Here is a 17,281-nt window from a genome sequence, read left to right as displayed (position 1 = left end):
CGGGTGAGACCGAACGAGGAAGGGTTCAGGCTTACGTGGCGTCGGCGTCGATCGGCGGAGTCTCGCCCGCTGCGAGTTTCGGCGCGTCCTTGCTCATCGACACCCCACTCTGAGGAGTACCTGTCTGCGGCATCGGTCCGCCGAGGTTCTTCGGCTTGGTGTCGAAGGGCTTGCCCTTGAAGGTGTCGTCCAAGGGGTTCTTGAAGATCGAATCGTCGCCGTCGAGCAGGTGCTTGGTGATCACCGCACGCGGCGTCATGCCCCGGAGCTGGTTGAGGTCGGCGAGCGGTTTGCGGAGGTCCTCGAAGTCGGTACCCAGCTCGTCCTTGAGCTGCTGACTAGCGCCGTTGGCGTAGTCCTTGACCTGGCGGATGGACTTGGACACCCAGCTGATGGCGCCGGGAAGGCGATCCGGACCGAGGATGACCAGAGCTGCTACGAGGAGGATTACGAGCTCTCCCCAACCGATGTTGCCGAACACGCCTGCCAGCCTACGTCGTCAGTCCGAAACCGGCGTGACGGAGACGTCCACCAGCCGTCCCGAACGGACGAGTTGCACGGGTACCGCTTGACCGATCGTGGTCTCCTGCACCGCGACCACCAGTTCGTCCGCGTCTCCGACAGTGCGATCGCCGACCTTGGTGATGACGTCTCCTTCGACAATTCCGGCCTGCTGCGCCGGGCCGTCGGTGCGCACGTTGGCGACTTCGGCGCCGGCCGAGGTGTCGTTGATGACCGAGCGGGCGTTGATGCCGAAGTCCGGATGTCTCATGACGCCGTCCCGGATCAGGCTCTGTGCCACCTCGGTGACCTCGTCGACCGGAATCGCGAAGCCCAAGCCCACCGATCCGCCGCTCTCGCTTCGGATCGCCGAGTTGATGCCGATGACGCGACCCTCGAAGTCGATGAGCGGGCCACCGGAGTTGCCGGGGTTGATAGCGGCGTCGGTCTGTACGGCGTCGATGACCGCATCGGTGTCGGTGCCCTCTCCCGACAGCGCGACGGGACGGTCGAGCGCGCTGACGATGCCGGAGGTGACCGTCTTGTTCAATCCCAGGGGCGATCCGACGGCGATGACGTCCTGGCCGACGCGAACGTCGCCGGAACTACCGAGCTGGGCCTCGGTGAGGTTGCCGACCTCGGTCTTCAGGACGGCGAGGTCGGTCTTGGTGTCGCGGCCGACGATGCGGCCGGGCACCTTGGTGCCGTCGGAGAAGGTGACTTCGAGTGTCGAGTTGTCCGGGTCGGACGCGGCAAGGGAGATCACGTGGTTGTTCGTCACGATGTAGCCGTCACCGCTGATCACGACGCCCGAGCCGGTGCCCCCGGTCTCCCCGAGCGTCACCTGGATCGACACGACGGACGGAAGAACCGCGTCGGCGACCTTGCTGATCTGCCCGCGCGGGATGTCGTCACCGCTGGACTGGGTCAGCGTCACTTTTTGGCTGGTCAGTGCGCCGGTCACCTCGGCGGTCAGGCGACCGAACAGGCCACCGACCAAGCCGATGACGAGTGCGAGGACACCGAGTACGACGAGAGCTCGAACCGATACCGACCGTCCGAACAACACGTCGCGGACGCCGAGTTTGGTTCCGGGAGGAAGCACAGGAGGTGGTGGAGTATCGACCGCTGCGCTGCCGAGAGATACCTGGGACGCGGGATCACGCCACGGATCGGCCGGCTCCGACGCGGCGGTGTCGCCGTCGTTGTGTCCGTCGGGATCACGCTGGAGCGATTCCTGAGCGTCGTCCGGACGTCCGAATGCCTCGGCGAGGATCGGATCGGGTGGTCGAACGGACACACGCGACGGCAATTGCTCGCCGGGGCGGCGCGGCGAGAACGAGCCGTCGACGTCCTCGGGACGTCCGAACACCGAAGCCGACACCGGATCGACGGAGGGCCGATACACCGGACGCGGTGGCAACCGTGGACCTTCCGGACCGTTCTGCGCGGCCTCGAAATCCGACGGGTCGGTGCCTGCGGTCTCGGTGCTGGTCGAATTCGATGTCACGCGTCCGGTTACCCCTCGCATACGTCGGTGTGAGAGTTCAGTATCACTCGAGCGGTCGACTCGGCTCGATGCAGGTGAGAAGTCGGGCAGATCTCGATGTCGTCAGCGTCGGCGGCGACGCACAGCGGCGACGGACGACATGAAGGTTCGCTTGGTGTGGGCCGGCCGATCCTCGCCGACGCACGACGGGATCTGGCTGAGCAGGCCGAGCAGAGAGTGCGGCATCGACATCTCACCCGCCCCGCGCAACGCTTTGCGCGCTTGCTGCTGGGCCTCGACCTCGGCCGCGCATTCCGGGCATTCGGCGAGGTGGTGGGCAGCACGAAGGTACGCGGGCATCCGCAATTCGCCGTCGACGTATGCCGCAACGGCCTCACTGGCCAGATGTTCGGTGGAGCTGAACTGCCGGGGCTTGCGCGCCTGCGTCATCCAACCCTCCTCGTAGCTAGTGGACACTTGCGTGACCGGAGTCGACCTTCCCGTGCACTCGAAGGTACTCGCGTAGCGCCTGGCGTCCACGGTGAATGCGACTGCGGACCGTTCCGAGCTTGACGCCCAGTGTCGCACCGATCTCCTCGTACGACAGTCCTTCGATGTCGCACAGCACAATTGCGGCGCGGAACTCGGGTGCCAGCGAGTCGAGTGCCGACTGCAGATCGGGGTCGAGCCGCGCGTCGTGGTAGATCTGCTCGGGGTTGGGCCGGTCGGAGGGGACGCGGTCGTAGTCCTCGGGCAGTGCCTCCATGCGGATGCGGCTACGGCGACGGACCATGTCCAGGAACAGGTTCGTGGTGATGCGGTGCAGCCAGCCCTCGAAGGTGCCGGGCTGGTAGTTGGACAGGGAGCGGAACACCCGGATGAACGTGTCCTGAGTCAGGTCTTCGGCATCCTGAGCGTTGCCGGACAGGCGGTAAGCCAGTCGGTAGACGCGGTCGCCGTGCTCGCGAACCAGCTCGTCCCAGGACGGCATGGTGGAGTCCTCGCCGGTCGCATCGAACACTGCGGTTCCGCTGAGGTCCTCGGGCGCGGGTACGGACTCGGGTAGACGCGCGGTGTCGCGATCGCCGTTGATCTTGTAAATAGCTGGATCCTCCTGCTCAGGACTGCGTACGTCCTTCTGACTCAACCGACGACTACCCTCGGATGTTCCAGCTCACACTTCGCAATCGAGACGGACCTTCGATTCCTCCATAGCCTGACCGACCCGCGTGTGGGTCCGGTATGAATCACCTGAGGCGCACCTGAGAATGTGTGCGTGAGATCGAGCCTCCGGCACGATAACCTCGGGGCGTGCCGACCAACGCCGAGAAGATGCTCGCCTACGCCGAAGACTCCGCTCAGGAGGACGAGGTTCTCATCGCAGCCAGAGAGCGCGCCATCGACCTCGGTGCCGCCCCGGTACCGCCGTCGGTCGGGGCGATTCTGAGTATCTTCACCCAGATGCTCGGGGCCAAGACGGTCGTCGAGATCGGAACGGGCGCAGGAATCAGCGGGCTGTGGCTGCTCGACGGGATGCGTGCCGATGGCGTTCTCACCACGATCGACACCGAGCCGGAGCACCAGCGCGCGGCCCGAGAAGCGTTCCGCGCCGGAGGAATTGCACCCTCACGCACCCGGTTGATCAACGGCTGGGCACTGGACGTGCTCCCCCGACTGGCCGACGACACCTACGATCTGGTGTTCATCGACGCCAGTCCCGCGGACCATCCGCACTTCGTCGCCGAGAGCGTTCGACTGCTCCGCCCCGGCGGAGTTCTGGTGCTGCACAACGCGTTGCTCGGTGGACGAGTCGCCGATCCCACTCAGCGCGACGCCACAGCGGTGGCCGTACGATCGGCCGCGCGGGCGATCGCCGAGGACGAGCGGCTCACGACGGTGCTGCTGCCCCTCGGCGACGGTTTGATCTGCGCGTCGAGAGCGTGAGCGGCTGCGCCGCATGTGAGTGGTAGCTCGTAGCGGGCTACGAGGCAGGAGTGAAGCCCTCGAAACGACCCGAGGGCTCTACCACTCACATGCCGCAGGCTCTAGATCCAGACGCCCTTACCGACCGAGACCACTCCCCCGGCGCTGACGTTGAAGCGTTCGCGATCGCGTTCGTGGTCCACACCGATGATCTCGCCGTCACCCACGACGACGTTCTTGTCCAGGATCGCGTGCCGGACGACGGCACCCTTACCGATCTTGACGCCGGGCATCAGGACACTGCCCTCGACGGTAGCGCCGTTGTCGATCATGACGTTGGAGCTGAGCACCGAATTGCGGACGGTGGCAGCCGACAGGATGCAGCCGGCACCGACCACCGACTCCTGGGCCAAGCCGCCCTGAACGAATTTCGCGGGTGGCAGGTTCTCGGCCGATCCACGGATGGGCCAGCGTCGGTTGTACAGATTGAAGATGGGGTGCACCGACACCAGGTCCATGTGGGCGTCGTAGAAGGCGTCGATGGTGCCCACGTCTCGCCAGTACCCGCGATCGCGTTCGGTGGCGCCGGGCACGACGTTGTCGTTGAAGTCGTAGACCGACGCGACGCCTGCTTCGACGAGCGCCGGAATGATGTCGCCGCCCATGTCGTGGTCGGAGTCGCTGTTCTCGGAGTCGGCCTTGATGGCGTCGACGAGCACCTTGGTGGTGAACACGTAGTTGCCCATGGAGGCATAGGTGACATCGGGGTCGTCGGGGGTTCCGGGCGGTTGAGCCGGCTTCTCCAGGAACTGGGTGATCTTGCCGTCGGAGTCGGAGTCGATGCACCCGAAGGCGAATGCCTCGCTGCGCGGCACCCGGATACCGGCAACGGTGACGCCTGCACCGGAGTCGATGTGCTGCTGCACCATCTGCTCGGGGTCCATCCGATAGATGTGGTCGGCACCGAACACCATGATGTATTCGGGGTCCTCGTCGTACACCAGGTTCAGTGACTGGAAGATGGCGTCGGCGCTGCCGGTGTACCACCGGGGCCCGAGTCGCTGCTGCGCCGGCACCGGAGTGATGTACTCCCCGGCGAACCCGGACAGCCGCCACGTCTGCGAGATGTGGCGGTCCAGTGAATGGGACTTGTACTGGGTGAGCACGCAGAGCCGGAGGTAACCGGCGTTGACGAGATTGCTCAGCACGAAGTCGATGAGTCGGTAGGCGCCCCCGAAGGGAACGGCCGGCTTGGCTCGGTCGGCGGTCATCGGGTAAAGACGTTTACCCTCACCGCCGGCAAGCACGATCCCTAGTACGTGCGGTTGTGTCCTCACCCACTCAACCTATCCGCACCGAGAGAACCTTGCGAGCAGTACACGCACAACTGCTGGGGAATGTAGGTTCGTTCACGTGCGCGTAGCAATGATGACCAAGGAATATCCCCCGGAGATCTACGGTGGCGCAGGAGTTCATGTCACCGAGTTGTCCGCGCAGTTGAAGTCGCTGTGCGACGTGGACATCCACTGTATGGGCGCGCCCCGCGACACTGCGCAGGTGCACGACCCGGATCCCGCTCTCGCCGGAGCCAACGCTGCGTTGACGACGTTGTCGGCCGAGCTGCGAATGGCGAACGCGGCCTCGGGCGCAGACGTGGTGCATTCGCACACCTGGTACACCGGCCTCGCGGGCCACCTCGCAGCCGAGCTGTACGACGTTCCCCACATCCTCACCGCCCACTCGCTCGAACCGCGCCGGCCCTGGAAGGCCGAACAGCTCGGCGGCGGATACCGCATCTCGTCGTGGTCCGAGCGCAACGCCGTGGAATACGCCGACGCCGTCATCGCCGTCAGCGAGGGCATGGCCAAAGATGTGCTCGACGCCTATCCGCGACTCGACAAGAGCCGGGTTCACGTGGTGCGCAACGGAATCGACACCGAGCGCTGGTTCGCCGATCACGGCACCTCGACGCTGGACGAGATCGGCGTCGATCGAAGCAAGCCGATCGTCGCCTTCGTCGGGCGCATCACCCGGCAGAAGGGCGTCGGGCACCTGATCGCGGCCGCCCACCACTTCGATCCGTCCATCCAGCTCGTGTTGTGCGCAGGCGCGCCCGATACACCCGAGATCGCTGCGGAAACCGAGCGCGCGGTGGCACTGCTCGCCGAACAGCGGGGCGGCGTGTTCTGGGTCAAGGACATGCTTCCCACCGACAAGATCCGCGAAATACTCACTGCGGCAGCAGTATTCGTGTGCCCGTCGGTATACGAGCCGCTCGGTATCGTCAATCTCGAAGCAATGGCCTGCGAAACCGCCGTTGTGGCATCGGACGTCGGCGGTATCCCCGAGGTGGTCGACGACGGCCGCACCGGACGCCTGGTGCACTACAACTCCTACGAACCCGACGCATTCGAGCGGAATCTGGCCGACACCGTCAACGCAGTCGCCCTCGACCCCACACTCGCGACGGCAATGGGCAAGGCAGGACGCGAGCGCGCCGTCGCCGAGTTCTCGTGGGCATCGATCGCGCAGCAGACCCTCGCCGTCTACGACGCAGCGTTGGCGCGGCGGCGATAGGTCGACACTGTCACCGACGCGGTGACCTCGATGCCGTCCGGTAGCTGTGCCAGCGCTGCGGACCGCGACTCGGGGTCACCGTGCCGCGCCGACGGGCCCATTCCGATCAATGTCTCGATGTCGTGGTGCGAGAGCATCATCGAGTACTCGAGCGGGGATTCTGCCACCGGCTCGAACAAGCCGGACAGCGATTCACCCAGCCTGCGCGTCTTGTTCTCTTCGACGCCGATGAGGCCCAGTGGGCCCCGCAGCTCGTGCTGGTGACGCGCAGTGGGTGTCACGACCACGAGCACGCCGTCGGGTACGAGAACTCGGCTGAACTCGGCGGCGTTGCGCGGAGAGAACACACACGTCACTGCGGACGCGGTTTCTGTTCGCACCGGTAGGCCACTCCAGATGTCCGCGACCACGGACCCCAGACGAACGTGTGATCGCGCAGCACGGCGTGCAGCGAACTTCGAGACGTCGACGCCTACGCCCCGGGCATCGGGACGGGCGTCGAGCACAGCCGCGAGATAGTGACCGGTACCGACCCCGACGTCGAGTACCACTTCGCTGTTCGACGGAACGGCAGCCGAGACCGCTGCTGCGATCGGGTCGAAATGGCCCTTCCCCAGGAACGTGTCGCGAGCGGCGATCATCTCCGCCGAGTCACCGGTGAACTTGCCGCCGTCTCCGGTCGACAAACTGACGTAGCCCTGACGAGCCACGTCGAACGAATGTCCTCGATCGCACAACAGCGTCCGATCGGTATCGCCGAAGTCCATGCCGGATTCGACGTCGCGCGCCCGGCATTGCGGACACAGCAGCAGATCGACGACATCGGTCAGCATCGAGCACCTCTCTCACACCGGAACGAACGCCCTTCGCCACAACACTCGTCGCCACAACACTCGTCGCCACAACACAAAGCCCCGCTTGCCGGTACGGCGAGCGGGGCTGAGCGACGAGCGATCGACGTGACTATCAGCCGGTGACACCCTTCAATTCGTCTCCGAGTGCCGCGGCCTCGTCGGGGGTCAATTCGACGACCAATCGGCCGCCCCCCTCGAGCGGGACACGCATGACGATTCCTCGTCCCTCTTTGGTTGCTTCGAGGGGACCGTCCCCGGTCCGGGGCTTCATCGCCGCCATCCTCTGCTCCCTCCAGATCTGCGCCCATCAGCACGGCGCCTCGGCCTAAAAGATAAATTTCGTCGCGGGGCGACGGGTGTTGAGTCCTATTCTTCCCTATCGACCTCGATACCGGGAATCGGAGTCGGTATTCGTGACCTGCACACAACACCCCGACAGGTGATCGTCGACCATTCCGGTGGCCTGCATCAAGGCATAGGCGGTTGTCGGACCGACGAACCGCAGCCCCCGACGCTTGAGCTCCTTGGCGAGAGCCTTCGACTCGGAGGTCGAAGCAGGCACGTCGGAGGACTGCGTCAGCCGCCCCGGCCTGGGTTCGGGCGCAAAGGACCAGAGCAGGGTGTCGAGGTCGGTGTCGTTCAACTCGACGATGACCCGAGCATTGTTCACCGCAGCGTCGATCTTGAGGCGATTACGCACGATCGACGCGTCGTTCATCAACCGTTCGACATCTGCGGTGCCGAATCGTGCCACTCGTTCCGGGTCGAAACCGGCGAATGCGCTCCGGAAACTCTCGCGCTTGCGCAGGATCGTGATCCACGCCAGGCCGGACTGGAACGCCTCGAGACACAGCCGCTCGTACAGTTCGTTTCGCCCGTGAAGAGGCTGCCCCCACTCGGTGTCGTGGTAATCCCGATACAGCTCGTCGTCGGTGGCACCCCACGGGCAGCGCAGCCTGCCGTCCGGTCCGGCGACAGCGCTCACCGCTCGCCCGGTTCGGTCGTGCCCGGCTCGTGGTCGACAGAGGGCCTGAACCCCAACTGTGCGCCGGCCTCCGCTGCAGACAACCGCGACCGAAGCATGTCGATTTCGCCGCCGAGCCGTTCGAGTGCCCAATCGACCTCGCTCGGCTTGTACCCCCGCACGGTCTGCTGGAACTTCAGCGCGCGCACGTCGGTACCGGTGACGCCCTCCGCGGGCAGCACGGTCGCGGTGGTTCCCTCGGGCAGTGGGCCCAGTTCCTCACCGCGACCGAACACTGTCGACGCCGCGAAGAACAATGCAGCAGCGACGACAGCAATGACGACGACGTAGATCAGCAGCGTCAACATGCCACGATCTTGTCACGCCCGCCCGACACGACTACTTCAGCGAGTTCATCGCCGGTCGATCCATCAGCGACACCTCGGTCGAGAACGGCTGGAAGGAATCACCGTCCACCCGGAACTGCATCAGACCGGCACCGGAATCGACCATGCCGCACCGGTTCAGCATCGTTCCGACGATCTGTCTGCTCATCGCCCCGAGCTCTACCAGCGGACGGTTACGGTGCTTGCGTACGCCGAGATTCACCTGACCGATCGCCTGCAGACCGAGCCTGTCGTACGTATCGAGCAACAGCCCGATCTCCACTCCGTAGCCTGGCGCGAACGGCACTGCGGACAGCAGTTCGCGAGTACCCGCGTATTCCCCGCCGAGCGGCTGAATGACGCCCGTCAATTCCGGTCGCAGTGCAGCGAGCAGTGGCCTGGCCACGAGCTCGGTGACACGTCCACCGCCGTTGGCATCCTCGGTCCCGCTGACCCGCAGCGGACGCCGGTAGTAGCCCTTGACGAGGTGGATGCCGTCGCCCATCAGCAGCGGGCCGAGCAATTTCGGTACGAACGCCGGATCGGGATTGATCAGATCGGAGTCGACGAAGGCGATGAGATCACCGGTCGACGCTGCGACCGATCGCCACAGCACCTCACCCTTGCCCGGCACCGGGTCGATCCCGGGGACCGCTTCCTCGCGGCTGATGACTCGCGCGCCTGCCGCCGTCGCCCGGACGGCTGTTTCGTCGGTCGAACCGGAGTCCAACACGATCAGCTCGTCGACGAGTCCCCCGAGCAGGGGATGAATCGTGTCGATGACCGCGGCAACGGTCTGTTCCTCGTTCAGCGCCGGGAGTACCACCGACACCGTCCGGCCCGCCTTCGCGGCTTCCAGTTCGGCGATCGTCCAGTCGGGGACGTCCCAGCTGTTGGTCTCGGACCATGCCATGGTCACGTCCGTTCGATCCGCAAGTGTCATGCCAGACCCCTGACCGTCCGCGCCGGGGTTCGGAGCCCCTGGATCGCTGCCACCATGTCTACGACTCTTCTGGTCGACGCAACCTCGTGCACCCGGAACATTCGGGCTCCGCCTGCTGCGGCCAATGCTGTCGCTGCCAATGTTCCCTCCAACCGGTCGACGAGCTCTACCCCTAGAGTCTCGCCTACGAAGTCCTTGTTGCTCAGCGCCATGAGCACAGGCCACCCGGTGTTTACAAGATCGTCCACGCGCCGCAACAACTCGAGCCCGTGATAGGTGTTTTTCCCGAAATCGTGCGTCGGATCGATCAATATCGAATCTTTCTTCACCCCCTCGGCGACAGCATTCTCGGCGGCTGCGGTGACTTCCGCGATCACTTCCGCCACCACATCGGCATACCGAACCCGATACGGACGCGTCCGCGGCACGGCACCACCGGTGTGCGAACAGACGATGCCGACACCCTCGGCGGCCGCGACGCGCACCAACTCGGGGTCTGCCCCGGCCCAGGTGTCGTTGATCAGATCCGCGCCCACTCCGCAGGCCAACCTGGCGACTTCGCTACGCCAGGTGTCGACACTGATCAGCAGCTCGGGATAAGCACCCCGGATGGCCTCGACGAACGGAACGACGCGTCGGATCTCCTCCTCGGCGTCGACGATGTCGCCCGGACCGGCCTTCACACCGCCGATGTCGACCATGTCGGCACCCTCGGCGACTGCCCGGTGCACCGACGCCATGGCGGCATCGTCGGTGAAATTCGCACCCCCGTCGTAGAACGAATCGGGGGTGCGATTGACGATGGCCATCACCAAAGCGCGGTCGTCCGCAACCGGTTTGCCGCAGAGGGTGCTCATGAAATCAATAGTGACACGCGCGCATCTTTCGGGTGCTCAGCCTTTGGGAGCCTTACCTGCGGCGACCTCGTCGACGTATCCGTCGTACGCCTTTTCGTAGCCACCGGACTTGCCGCGCAGCACGTACAGATCGCTGGCACTGTCTTCCTCGTACCCGAGCTTGCGTAGGGCCACCTTCTGGCTCTTGAACGTCGACGTCTGCTCCAGGCTGTCCACGACACGCACGAACAGCGGCACCGCGTAGCTCGGCAGCTTGTCGTAGAGGTGCTCGGCGACCGATTTGCCGTCGAAGGTCTCGCCTTCGCGCAACGTCACCGCAGCCATGCCTGCCTTGCCGTCGGTTCCTTCGATGTCGACCCCGTACACGACGGCACCGTCGACCGACGAGTGTCCGCCGAGAGCACCCTCGACCTGGGTGGTGGCCACGTTCTCGCCCTTCCAGCGGAAGGTGTCACCGAGGCGATCCACGAACGCGACGTGCATCCAGCCCTGCTTACGGACCAGGTCGCCGGTGTCGAACCAGGCGTCACCGTCCTTGAAGCCGTCGCGCACCATCTTCTTCTCGGTGGCCTTGTCGTCGGAGTAGCCGTCGAACGGTGCCCGATCGGTGATCTTGGACAGCAGCAATCCGATCTCGCCGTTGCCGACCTTGCGGAGCTTGCCGTCCTGGCCGCGCTTGGCCTTTCCGGATTCCTCATCGTACTGCACCACGGCGTACGGAAGCGGGCAGATGCCCGCGGTCTTTTTCATGTTCAGGGCATTGATGAACGCGATGTTGCACTCGCTGGCACCGTAGAACTCGGCGACGCGGGAGATGCCGAACCGCTCGGTGAATTCTTCCCAGATCTCCGGACGCAGACCGTTGCCGACGATCAGCTTGACCGAGTTGTCGCGGTCGGAGGGCTTCTTCGGCTGCGTCAGCAGGTAACGGCACAGCTCGCCGATGTAGGTGAACGCGGTGGCCTTGTTGACCCGGATGTCGTCCCAGAAGTTGCTCACCGAGAACTGCTTGCCGATGGCCATGGTCGCGCCACCTGCGAGCACCGACGACAGCGTCACCGTCAGAGCATTGTTGTGATAGAGCGGCAGGCAGCAGTAGATGACGTCGTTGCTGCGCAACCGAACACCCATGTTGCCCAGTCCGGACATCGATTTCAGCCAGCGGAAATGGCTCATCAGGCTGGCCTTCGGCATACCGGTGGTACCCGAGGTGAAGATGTAGAACGCCTTCTCCTTGGCCTGGATCTCGGCGGTGACCTTCGGATTTGCCGTCGATGCCGTTGCTGCGAGCTCGGCCAGCTTCTTCAGTGGCAGCACCGCTCCCACCTTCGGCTCCGCGTCGAGCGAATCGAGAGCTTCCTGCGCGTTCTCGTCCAGTACCAGGACCTTCGCGTCGAGAATCCCGAGGCTGTGCTCGAGCACGTCGCCGCGCTGGTTGTAGTTCAGCATGCCTGCAGTGGCACCGAGCTTGACAGCAGCGAGCGCGGCGAACAGCGCCTCCGGACGGTTCTTGCTCAGCACGCCGACGACGTCACCGCGCTGTACACCGTGGTCGGCGAACACTGCGGCGTACTGGTTGACCAGCTCGTTGGCGTCCTTGTACGAGGTCGATTCACCCTCGAACCGCACGAACGGGCGGCTGCTGTTCTTGGCAGCGGCCTCCTGAAAGATCAGGCCGATCGACACCTTGTGATCGGGCTTGCGGGTGAATCCCGCCAGACCCTTGAGCAGGCTCGGCACCTCCGTCACCATTTTCGGCAACGCGACCGCGAGGTCGGTCACTCCAATTTTCTGACGGGCATCGACAGCCATGAACTCCCCTTCGAAGACAGTGTGAGATTTCTTACCCTACTTGAGAGTAACAACTTTGAGGAGCTCACTCCGCGGGCACGGTTCGTGACCTGTCACAACGTTGCGCACGCATCCAGGGCCGAATCGACCGTCGTCGTCCTGACCAGTGCGTCGAGTGCTCGCTGTTGCACGAATCCGGTCGACCGGAGACCGTCGATCCACTGCATCATCCCGTCGAAATGGCCGAACGGATCGAGCATCACCATCGGCTTGCTGTGCATGCCCAGGTAGCCCGCAGTCCACGTCTCGAACAGTTCCTCGAGCGTTCCGATACCGCCGGGCAGCGTGATGAACGCGTCGGCGCGATCCTCCATGATCTTCTTGCGCTCGCGCATCGTGTCGGTGACGATCAGCTCATCGGCATCGACGTCGGCGACCTCGCGGTGCACGAGCGCCTTCGGGATGACGCCGACGGTGTTCCCGCCTGCCGCTCGCGTCGCCGCGGCCACCGCGCCCATCATCGAGACGTTGCCACCGCCCGAGACGAGTTGCCAGCCACGTCGGCCGATCTCGGTTCCGACGTCACGAGCGAGTTCGATGAACGAGGAGTCGACGGGACCCGACGCGCAGTAGACGCAGACACTGAGCGTGTGTCCCCCAGTTGCTGGGTTGCTCACTGCTGGGTTGCTCGCTGCTGGATTGTTCACTGCTGGGCCTCGCGGACGATGCGGACGGCCTCGTCGACGCTGTCGGTGCAGTGGATGAGATCGAGGTCCTTCTCGGACACCTTGCCTTCTTTCACGAGAGTCGTCTTGATCCAATCGAGCAGTCCCGACCAGAAGTCTTTGCCCAACAACACGATCGGGAACTTCGTGACCTTGGCGGTCTGCACCAGGGTCAGCGCCTCGAACAGTTCGTCGAGGGTACCGAAGCCGCCGGGTAGGCATACGAACGCCTGGGAGTACTTGACGAACATGGTCTTGCGAACGAAGAAGTATCGAAAGTTGACGCCCAGATCGACCCACTCGTTGAGTCCTTGCTCGAACGGCAATTCGATGCCCAATCCGATCGAGTATCCGTCGGCCTCGCTCGCACCGCGGTTGGCACCTTCCATCACGCCCGGCCCGCCACCGGTGATGACGGCAAAGCCCTCACCGGCGAGAGCGGCCCCGAGCTGCCGGGCTCGGGCGTACTCGGGATGGTCGACGGGGGTGCGGGCCGAACCGAATACCGTCACAGCTTTCGGTACCTCGGCGAGAGCGCCGAATCCCTCGACGAACTCACTTTGGATGCGCAACACCCGCCAGGTATCGGAGTGAATCCAGTTACCTGATCCTCGCTCGTCGAGCAGGCGTTGATCCGACGTGGACGTCTCGGTGTTTCGGCCACGCCGGAGTACTACGGATCCCTTGTGCTTGGCCGGCTTCTCGGTGCCGTGTTCCTCGAAACTGCTGTGTCCCTCGAAACTGCTTGGGCCCTCGACGCTGTTCATGGCGTCCAGGCTATCCGGCAGAGAGGTAGCTCCGGAGAACCTGTGTGACGTGGCTGATCTGCTCGACGGGGACGCGTTCGTCCCGCTTGTGGGCGAGGTTGGGATCGCCGGGCCCGTAATTGACCGCCGGGATGCCGAGTGCCGAGAACCGAGACACGTCGGTCCAGCCGTATTTCGCCCGAAACTGCCCGCCCGCGGCCTCGATCAGCGCAGCCGCCGCGGGCTGGTTCAGACCGGGGAGGGCACCTGGTGACGAGTCGGTGACCTCGAAGCCGAGATCGAGCCCATCGACCACCTCACGAACGTGCTCGACGGCCTCGGTGACACTGCGATCCGGCGCGAACCGGAAATTCACGTCGAGTTCGGCGGCGTCGGGAACGACATTTCCCGCGACCCCACCGGAGATCCGAACTGCTTGCAGCCCTTCGCGATACACGCAGCCGTCGATGTCGACGGTGCGAGCTCGATAGGCAGCGAGCCGGTTGAGTACGGCACCGAATTTGTGAATTGCGTTGTCTCCCAGCCAGGAACGGGCACTGTGCGCCCGCGTTCCCGACGCCGTCAACCGGACCCGCAGCGTCCCTTGACACCCGGCCTCGATGAAACCGCCGGACGGTTCACCGAGAATGGCGACGTCGGCTTCGAGCCACTCCGGCAGTTCTCGCTCGATGCGGCCGAGTCCGTTTCGCGAGGCCGCGATCTCTTCGCAGTCGTAGAACACCAGAGTCAGGTCGTGCGCGGGGTTGTCGATGGTCGCCGCGAGATGCAGGAACACGGCGTCCCCCGACTTCATGTCGACGGTTCCGCACCCGTGCAGGATGTCGCCCTCGGCACTGTCGTGTTCCCGCCTCGACGGCACGTTGTCGGCGATGGGCACCGTGTCGAGATGGCCGGCCAGCATCACCCGCGATCCGAGTCCGCGGTTGGTTCTGGCCAGAACGGCGTTGCCGCTCCGAATGATCTCGAAGCCCGTGGTCTGCTCGCGGAGCGCCTGCTCCACCTCGTCGGCGATGCGCGATTCGTCCTCACTCACACTGGGGATGTCCACCAGCGCAGCAGTGAGATCTATCGGGTCGGCATGAAGTTCGAGCGTCACGCCGACAACCCTAGGCTTTGGGTCCCGGAATCTCGCGGACCACGCCGTCGAAGCCTGCACCGAACAATCGTCCGCTCGAAAAACCCTGTTCGGAGCGACCGTAAGCGACAACGCTCGTCAATCGGGTACCGGTGCCGATCACGCAGGTGGCCCCCGGCGCATCGATGCGGACGACGGATCCGCCGGCATTGAGCGGCACCACGGGGCGTCCGGCGGAATCGAGAGTCAGGCCGTCCGGCGCTGCGAAGGAGCCCAGTCCCGACAGGTCGAGCAGGCTCTCCGGTGCCGACGGGTTGGCGATCGGAATTCGGCTGACCCCTGGGTTCACGAATGTTCGCGAGACGTACAGATACTGATCAGCGGCGTCGAGGACAGCGCCGTTGGCGCTCGGAAAGCGAGCCCAGTCCGGGTCGACGGAACCGTCGGGACCGATCCGACCGATGAGCGAGCCGAAGTCGTTGGTGGCGTACACAGTTCCGTCTGCAGCGACAGCGAGTCCGTTGGCAGCACTCAGGCCGGTCGCAAACGGGGTGACGGCAAGCGTGTTCACGTCGAGTCGAACAATGCCGGCCGCCTTGACGAGGTCGCCGACGAAGACGCGAGGGTCGGCCCCGTAGCCAACCAGGAGTGTGCCGTCGGGCATCCAGGCCAGAGCTCCGCCGCCGCCGCTCGGAACCTTCGCGATGGGGTACGCGGCCCGGCCCGGCGCATCGATGCGGTACACCCGGCCGGAGACGATGTCGGTGACGTAGGCGCGGCCCGACGCGTCGACGGCCAGGCCTTCGAGAGCTGCCCCGGGGATTCTCGTGACCACGGCCGACGAACCGCCGGCTCCGGCGCAGTTGGGATCGGCGGCAGCGGTGCCCGAACCGACAACGGCGCTGCTCACGGCGATCAGCGCAGCAGCGATCACCGTTACTGCCGAACGCGTGCGTGTGGACTTGCTCGAACTCATGACGCCCCCCAGACTCGGCGACCCCCTGTCAGCCGATGGGCATGTCTACCACGCGCCTGCGACAACCAAACCCAGGGCGACTCCGAGGACGATCGTCGTGGCCAGCGTCGTCACCAATCCGGTGAAAGAGACACCGTCCGCCACCACCGCGGCGGCTCCACGGCTGCGCGAGCCGATGCGGGTGGTCATCGGAGAAACTCTGTCAGCTCCTCCGCCCTCTACCCGTCCACCCGCATCCCGATGCGATCACACTCGACAGTCGAATCGGTAACGAACCGACGCGGCATCAGGATCGGATTCCGGAAACCAGTCCGCGTACCCGCGATGACGGGTGAACCCGCGCACGAAACCCACCGCGTATTCTTCCTGCCGTGAGCGCACAGGGAGCATCAGCAGTAGGTATTGCCAACATCACGACGTCGGGTGTCGTTCTCGACACCTGGTTTCCGAGCCCCGAGCTCGGGTCGGGCTTCGAGACCGGCACCACTCGACTCGAGGGATCCGACATCCCGGAGGAGTTCTCTTCTCTCGTCGGACCGGACGACGCGCGCGGTGTCGAGGTCGTTGCGGTTCGCACCAGCATCGCCTCACTCGACGACGCCCCGATCGACGCGCACGATGCGTATCTGCGACTGCATCTGCTCTCGCACCGGTTGGTTCAGCCGCACGGGCAGAACCTCGACGGAGTGTTCGGCCTGCTCGCCAACGTCGTCTGGACCAACTTCGGCCCCGCAGCGGTCGACGGCTTCGAGACGGTGCGCGCGAAGCTCCGCGCCCGCGGGCACGTGACGGTGTACGGCGTCGACAAGTTCCCGCGTCTGGTCGACTACGTCGTTCCCACCGGAGTTCGCATCGCCGACGCCGACCGCGTGCGCCTCGGTGCTCATCTGGCCAGCGGTACGACCGTCATGCACGAGGGCTTCGTCAACTTCAATGCCGGGACGCTCGGCAACTCGATGGTCGAGGGGCGCATCTCCGCCGGAGTCATCGTGGGCGACGGTTCCGACGTCGGCGGCGGCGCGTCGATCATGGGCACACTCTCCGGCGGCGGCAAGAACGTCATCTCCGTCGGGAAGAGCTGCCTACTCGGTGCCAACTCCGGACTCGGTATCTCTCTCGGTGACGATTGCGTCGTCGAGGCGGGCCTGTACATCACCGCCGGCACGAAGGTCAGCGGACCGGATGGAACTGTCGTGAAGGCGGCGACGCTGACCGGAAAGTCCAACCTGCTGTTCCGTCGCAACTCGCTCTCGGGCGCGGTCGAGGTGGTGCCATGGAAGGGCACAGGAGTCGAACTCAACGCAGTGTTGCACGCCAACGACTGAGAGCTACGTTCTCGAATTAGCTTTACAGCCAACCTCTTCCAGCCCCGCACCGTGTTCTCGGTGCGGGGCTGGATTGTTTGTATGGGCTTATGTGATGTGGGGGCCGGCTCTGGCGTGGGATTGTCTGG

General features: G+C 64.9%; 20 protein-coding genes. 3 read left to right on the top strand and 17 right to left on the bottom strand.

The window, feature by feature from the left end; translation table 11 throughout:
* Positions 1-31: 31 nt before the first annotated feature.
* The 4 genes from tatB to sigE all read right to left on the bottom strand — a co-directional run bounded on the left by tatB (position 32) and on the right by sigE (position 3,083).
* A complete protein-coding gene (tatB, locus tag CH294_RS16650; protein ID WP_094738574.1) occupies positions 32-481 on the bottom strand; it encodes a Sec-independent protein translocase protein TatB in 450 nt (149 codons plus the stop codon).
* Positions 482-499: 18 nt separating this feature from the next.
* The gene (locus tag CH294_RS16645) at positions 500-2,011 is read right to left on the bottom strand and encodes a trypsin-like peptidase domain-containing protein (protein WP_249305339.1); all 1,512 of its coding nucleotides are present in this window, start codon (positions 2,009-2,011) and stop codon (positions 500-502) included.
* Positions 2,012-2,113: 102 nt separating this feature from the next.
* The gene (locus CH294_RS16640; protein ID WP_094738601.1) at positions 2,114-2,440 is read right to left on the bottom strand and encodes a zf-HC2 domain-containing protein; all 327 of its coding nucleotides are present in this window, start codon (positions 2,438-2,440) and stop codon (positions 2,114-2,116) included.
* Positions 2,441-2,456: 16 nt separating this feature from the next.
* The gene (sigE, locus tag CH294_RS16635) at positions 2,457-3,083 is read right to left on the bottom strand and encodes an RNA polymerase sigma factor SigE (RefSeq protein ID WP_052058682.1); all 627 of its coding nucleotides are present in this window, start codon (positions 3,081-3,083) and stop codon (positions 2,457-2,459) included.
* Between the two features lie 239 nt (positions 3,084-3,322).
* Between sigE and CH294_RS16630 the strand changes: the two genes are divergently transcribed.
* Positions 3,323-3,934, top strand: a complete 612-nt coding sequence (locus tag CH294_RS16630; RefSeq protein WP_032375949.1) for an O-methyltransferase — start codon at positions 3,323-3,325, stop codon at positions 3,932-3,934.
* 101 nt (positions 3,935-4,035) lie between these two features.
* Here the strand turns inward: CH294_RS16630 and glgC are convergent, their stop codons facing one another.
* The gene (gene glgC / locus CH294_RS16625; protein ID WP_094738573.1) at positions 4,036-5,250 is read right to left on the bottom strand and encodes a glucose-1-phosphate adenylyltransferase; all 1,215 of its coding nucleotides are present in this window, start codon (positions 5,248-5,250) and stop codon (positions 4,036-4,038) included.
* Between the two features lie 76 nt (positions 5,251-5,326).
* Between glgC and glgA the strand changes: the two genes are divergently transcribed.
* Entirely contained in the window at positions 5,327-6,490 is a 1,164-nt protein-coding gene (gene glgA, locus CH294_RS16620) for a glycogen synthase (RefSeq protein ID WP_094738572.1), read from the top strand.
* On the opposite strand, the gene CH294_RS16615 is transcribed toward glgA, so the two are convergent.
* The 12 genes from CH294_RS16615 to CH294_RS27530 all read right to left on the bottom strand — a co-directional run bounded on the left by CH294_RS16615 (position 6,460) and on the right by CH294_RS27530 (position 16,017).
* A complete protein-coding gene (locus tag CH294_RS16615) occupies positions 6,460-7,323 on the bottom strand; it encodes a methyltransferase domain-containing protein (RefSeq protein ID WP_094738571.1) in 864 nt (287 codons plus the stop codon). The two genes, glgA and CH294_RS16615, sit on opposite strands and share 31 nt — an antisense overlap.
* Before the next feature lie 133 nt (positions 7,324-7,456).
* Positions 7,457-7,624 (bottom strand): DUF3117 domain-containing protein, encoded by a 168-nt coding sequence (locus CH294_RS16610; RefSeq protein WP_008714277.1) that lies wholly within the window; start codon positions 7,622-7,624, stop codon positions 7,457-7,459.
* Positions 7,625-7,720: 96 nt separating this feature from the next.
* Positions 7,721-8,299, bottom strand: a complete 579-nt coding sequence (locus CH294_RS16605; RefSeq protein ID WP_249305345.1) for a DNA-3-methyladenine glycosylase I — start codon at positions 8,297-8,299, stop codon at positions 7,721-7,723.
* Positions 8,300-8,325: 26 nt separating this feature from the next.
* Entirely contained in the window at positions 8,326-8,676 is a 351-nt protein-coding gene (locus CH294_RS16600; RefSeq protein WP_094738569.1) for a DivIVA domain-containing protein, read from the bottom strand.
* Positions 8,677-8,707: 31 nt separating this feature from the next.
* Complete coding sequence (locus tag CH294_RS16595; RefSeq protein ID WP_032403017.1) at positions 8,708-9,637, bottom strand: glucosyl-3-phosphoglycerate synthase; 930 nt, start codon at positions 9,635-9,637, stop codon at positions 8,708-8,710.
* A complete protein-coding gene (gene folP / locus CH294_RS16590) occupies positions 9,634-10,494 on the bottom strand; it encodes a dihydropteroate synthase (RefSeq protein WP_094738568.1) in 861 nt (286 codons plus the stop codon). The genes CH294_RS16595 and folP overlap by 4 nt, the downstream gene beginning before the upstream one ends.
* Positions 10,495-10,530: 36 nt before the next feature.
* Positions 10,531-12,306 (bottom strand): long-chain-acyl-CoA synthetase, encoded by a 1,776-nt coding sequence (locus CH294_RS16585; protein ID WP_094738567.1) that lies wholly within the window; start codon positions 12,304-12,306, stop codon positions 10,531-10,533.
* 92 nt (positions 12,307-12,398) lie between these two features.
* Positions 12,399-12,962, bottom strand: a complete 564-nt coding sequence (locus tag CH294_RS16580; protein WP_094609729.1) for a TIGR00730 family Rossman fold protein — start codon at positions 12,960-12,962, stop codon at positions 12,399-12,401.
* A 26-nt stretch (positions 12,963-12,988) separates the two neighbouring features.
* Positions 12,989-13,777, bottom strand: coding sequence for a TIGR00730 family Rossman fold protein (locus CH294_RS16575; RefSeq protein WP_094616618.1), 789 nt, complete (start codon positions 13,775-13,777; stop codon positions 12,989-12,991).
* Positions 13,778-13,787: 10 nt separating this feature from the next.
* Positions 13,788-14,873 carry a succinyl-diaminopimelate desuccinylase gene (dapE, locus tag CH294_RS16570; RefSeq protein ID WP_037171557.1) on the bottom strand — a complete coding sequence of 362 codons (1,086 nt, stop codon included), beginning with the start codon at positions 14,871-14,873 and terminating at the stop codon, positions 13,788-13,790.
* A gap of 10 nt (positions 14,874-14,883) precedes the next feature.
* Positions 14,884-15,828 carry an NHL repeat containing protein gene (locus CH294_RS16565; RefSeq protein ID WP_037171558.1) on the bottom strand — a complete coding sequence of 315 codons (945 nt, stop codon included), beginning with the start codon at positions 15,826-15,828 and terminating at the stop codon, positions 14,884-14,886.
* Positions 15,829-15,873: 45 nt separating this feature from the next.
* Positions 15,874-16,017, bottom strand: a complete 144-nt coding sequence (locus CH294_RS27530; RefSeq protein WP_155289287.1) for a hypothetical protein — start codon at positions 16,015-16,017, stop codon at positions 15,874-15,876.
* A 182-nt stretch (positions 16,018-16,199) separates the two neighbouring features.
* On the opposite strand from CH294_RS27530, the gene dapD reads away from it, so the two are divergent.
* A complete protein-coding gene (gene dapD, locus CH294_RS16560) occupies positions 16,200-17,153 on the top strand; it encodes a 2,3,4,5-tetrahydropyridine-2,6-dicarboxylate N-succinyltransferase (RefSeq protein WP_032403011.1) in 954 nt (317 codons plus the stop codon).
* Positions 17,154-17,281: the final 128 nt, after the last annotated feature.

The sequence above is a fragment of the Rhodococcus sp. 14-2483-1-1 genome (assembly GCF_002259335.1).
Lineage (GTDB): Bacteria > Actinomycetota > Actinomycetes > Mycobacteriales > Mycobacteriaceae > Rhodococcoides.
This window is presented reverse-complemented; position numbering and strand designations above follow the sequence as displayed.

Coding starts and splice junctions, on each gene's coding strand:
- CH294_RS16585 (WP_094738567.1), bottom strand. CDS start 12,306: ATGGCTGTCGATGCCCGTCAGAAAATTGGAGTGACCGACCTCGCGGTC.
- CH294_RS16575 (WP_094616618.1), bottom strand. CDS start 13,777: ATGAACAGCGTCGAGGGCCCAAGCAGTTTCGAGGGACACAGCAGTTTC.
- CH294_RS16565 (WP_037171558.1), bottom strand. CDS start 15,828: ATGAGTTCGAGCAAGTCCACACGCACGCGTTCGGCAGTAACGGTGATC.
- CH294_RS16640 (WP_094738601.1), bottom strand. CDS start 2,440: ATGACGCAGGCGCGCAAGCCCCGGCAGTTCAGCTCCACCGAACATCTG.
- CH294_RS16630 (WP_032375949.1), top strand. CDS start 3,323: ATGCTCGCCTACGCCGAAGACTCCGCTCAGGAGGACGAGGTTCTCATC.
- folP (WP_094738568.1), bottom strand. CDS start 10,494: ATGAGCACCCTCTGCGGCAAACCGGTTGCGGACGACCGCGCTTTGGTG.
- CH294_RS16595 (WP_032403017.1), bottom strand. CDS start 9,637: ATGACACTTGCGGATCGAACGGACGTGACCATGGCATGGTCCGAGACC.
- CH294_RS16610 (WP_008714277.1), bottom strand. CDS start 7,624: ATGGCGGCGATGAAGCCCCGGACCGGGGACGGTCCCCTCGAAGCAACC.
- CH294_RS16615 (WP_094738571.1), bottom strand. CDS start 7,323: ATGCTGACCGATGTCGTCGATCTGCTGCTGTGTCCGCAATGCCGGGCG.
- CH294_RS16600 (WP_094738569.1), bottom strand. CDS start 8,676: ATGTTGACGCTGCTGATCTACGTCGTCGTCATTGCTGTCGTCGCTGCT.
- CH294_RS27530 (WP_155289287.1), bottom strand. CDS start 16,017: ATGACCACCCGCATCGGCTCGCGCAGCCGTGGAGCCGCCGCGGTGGTG.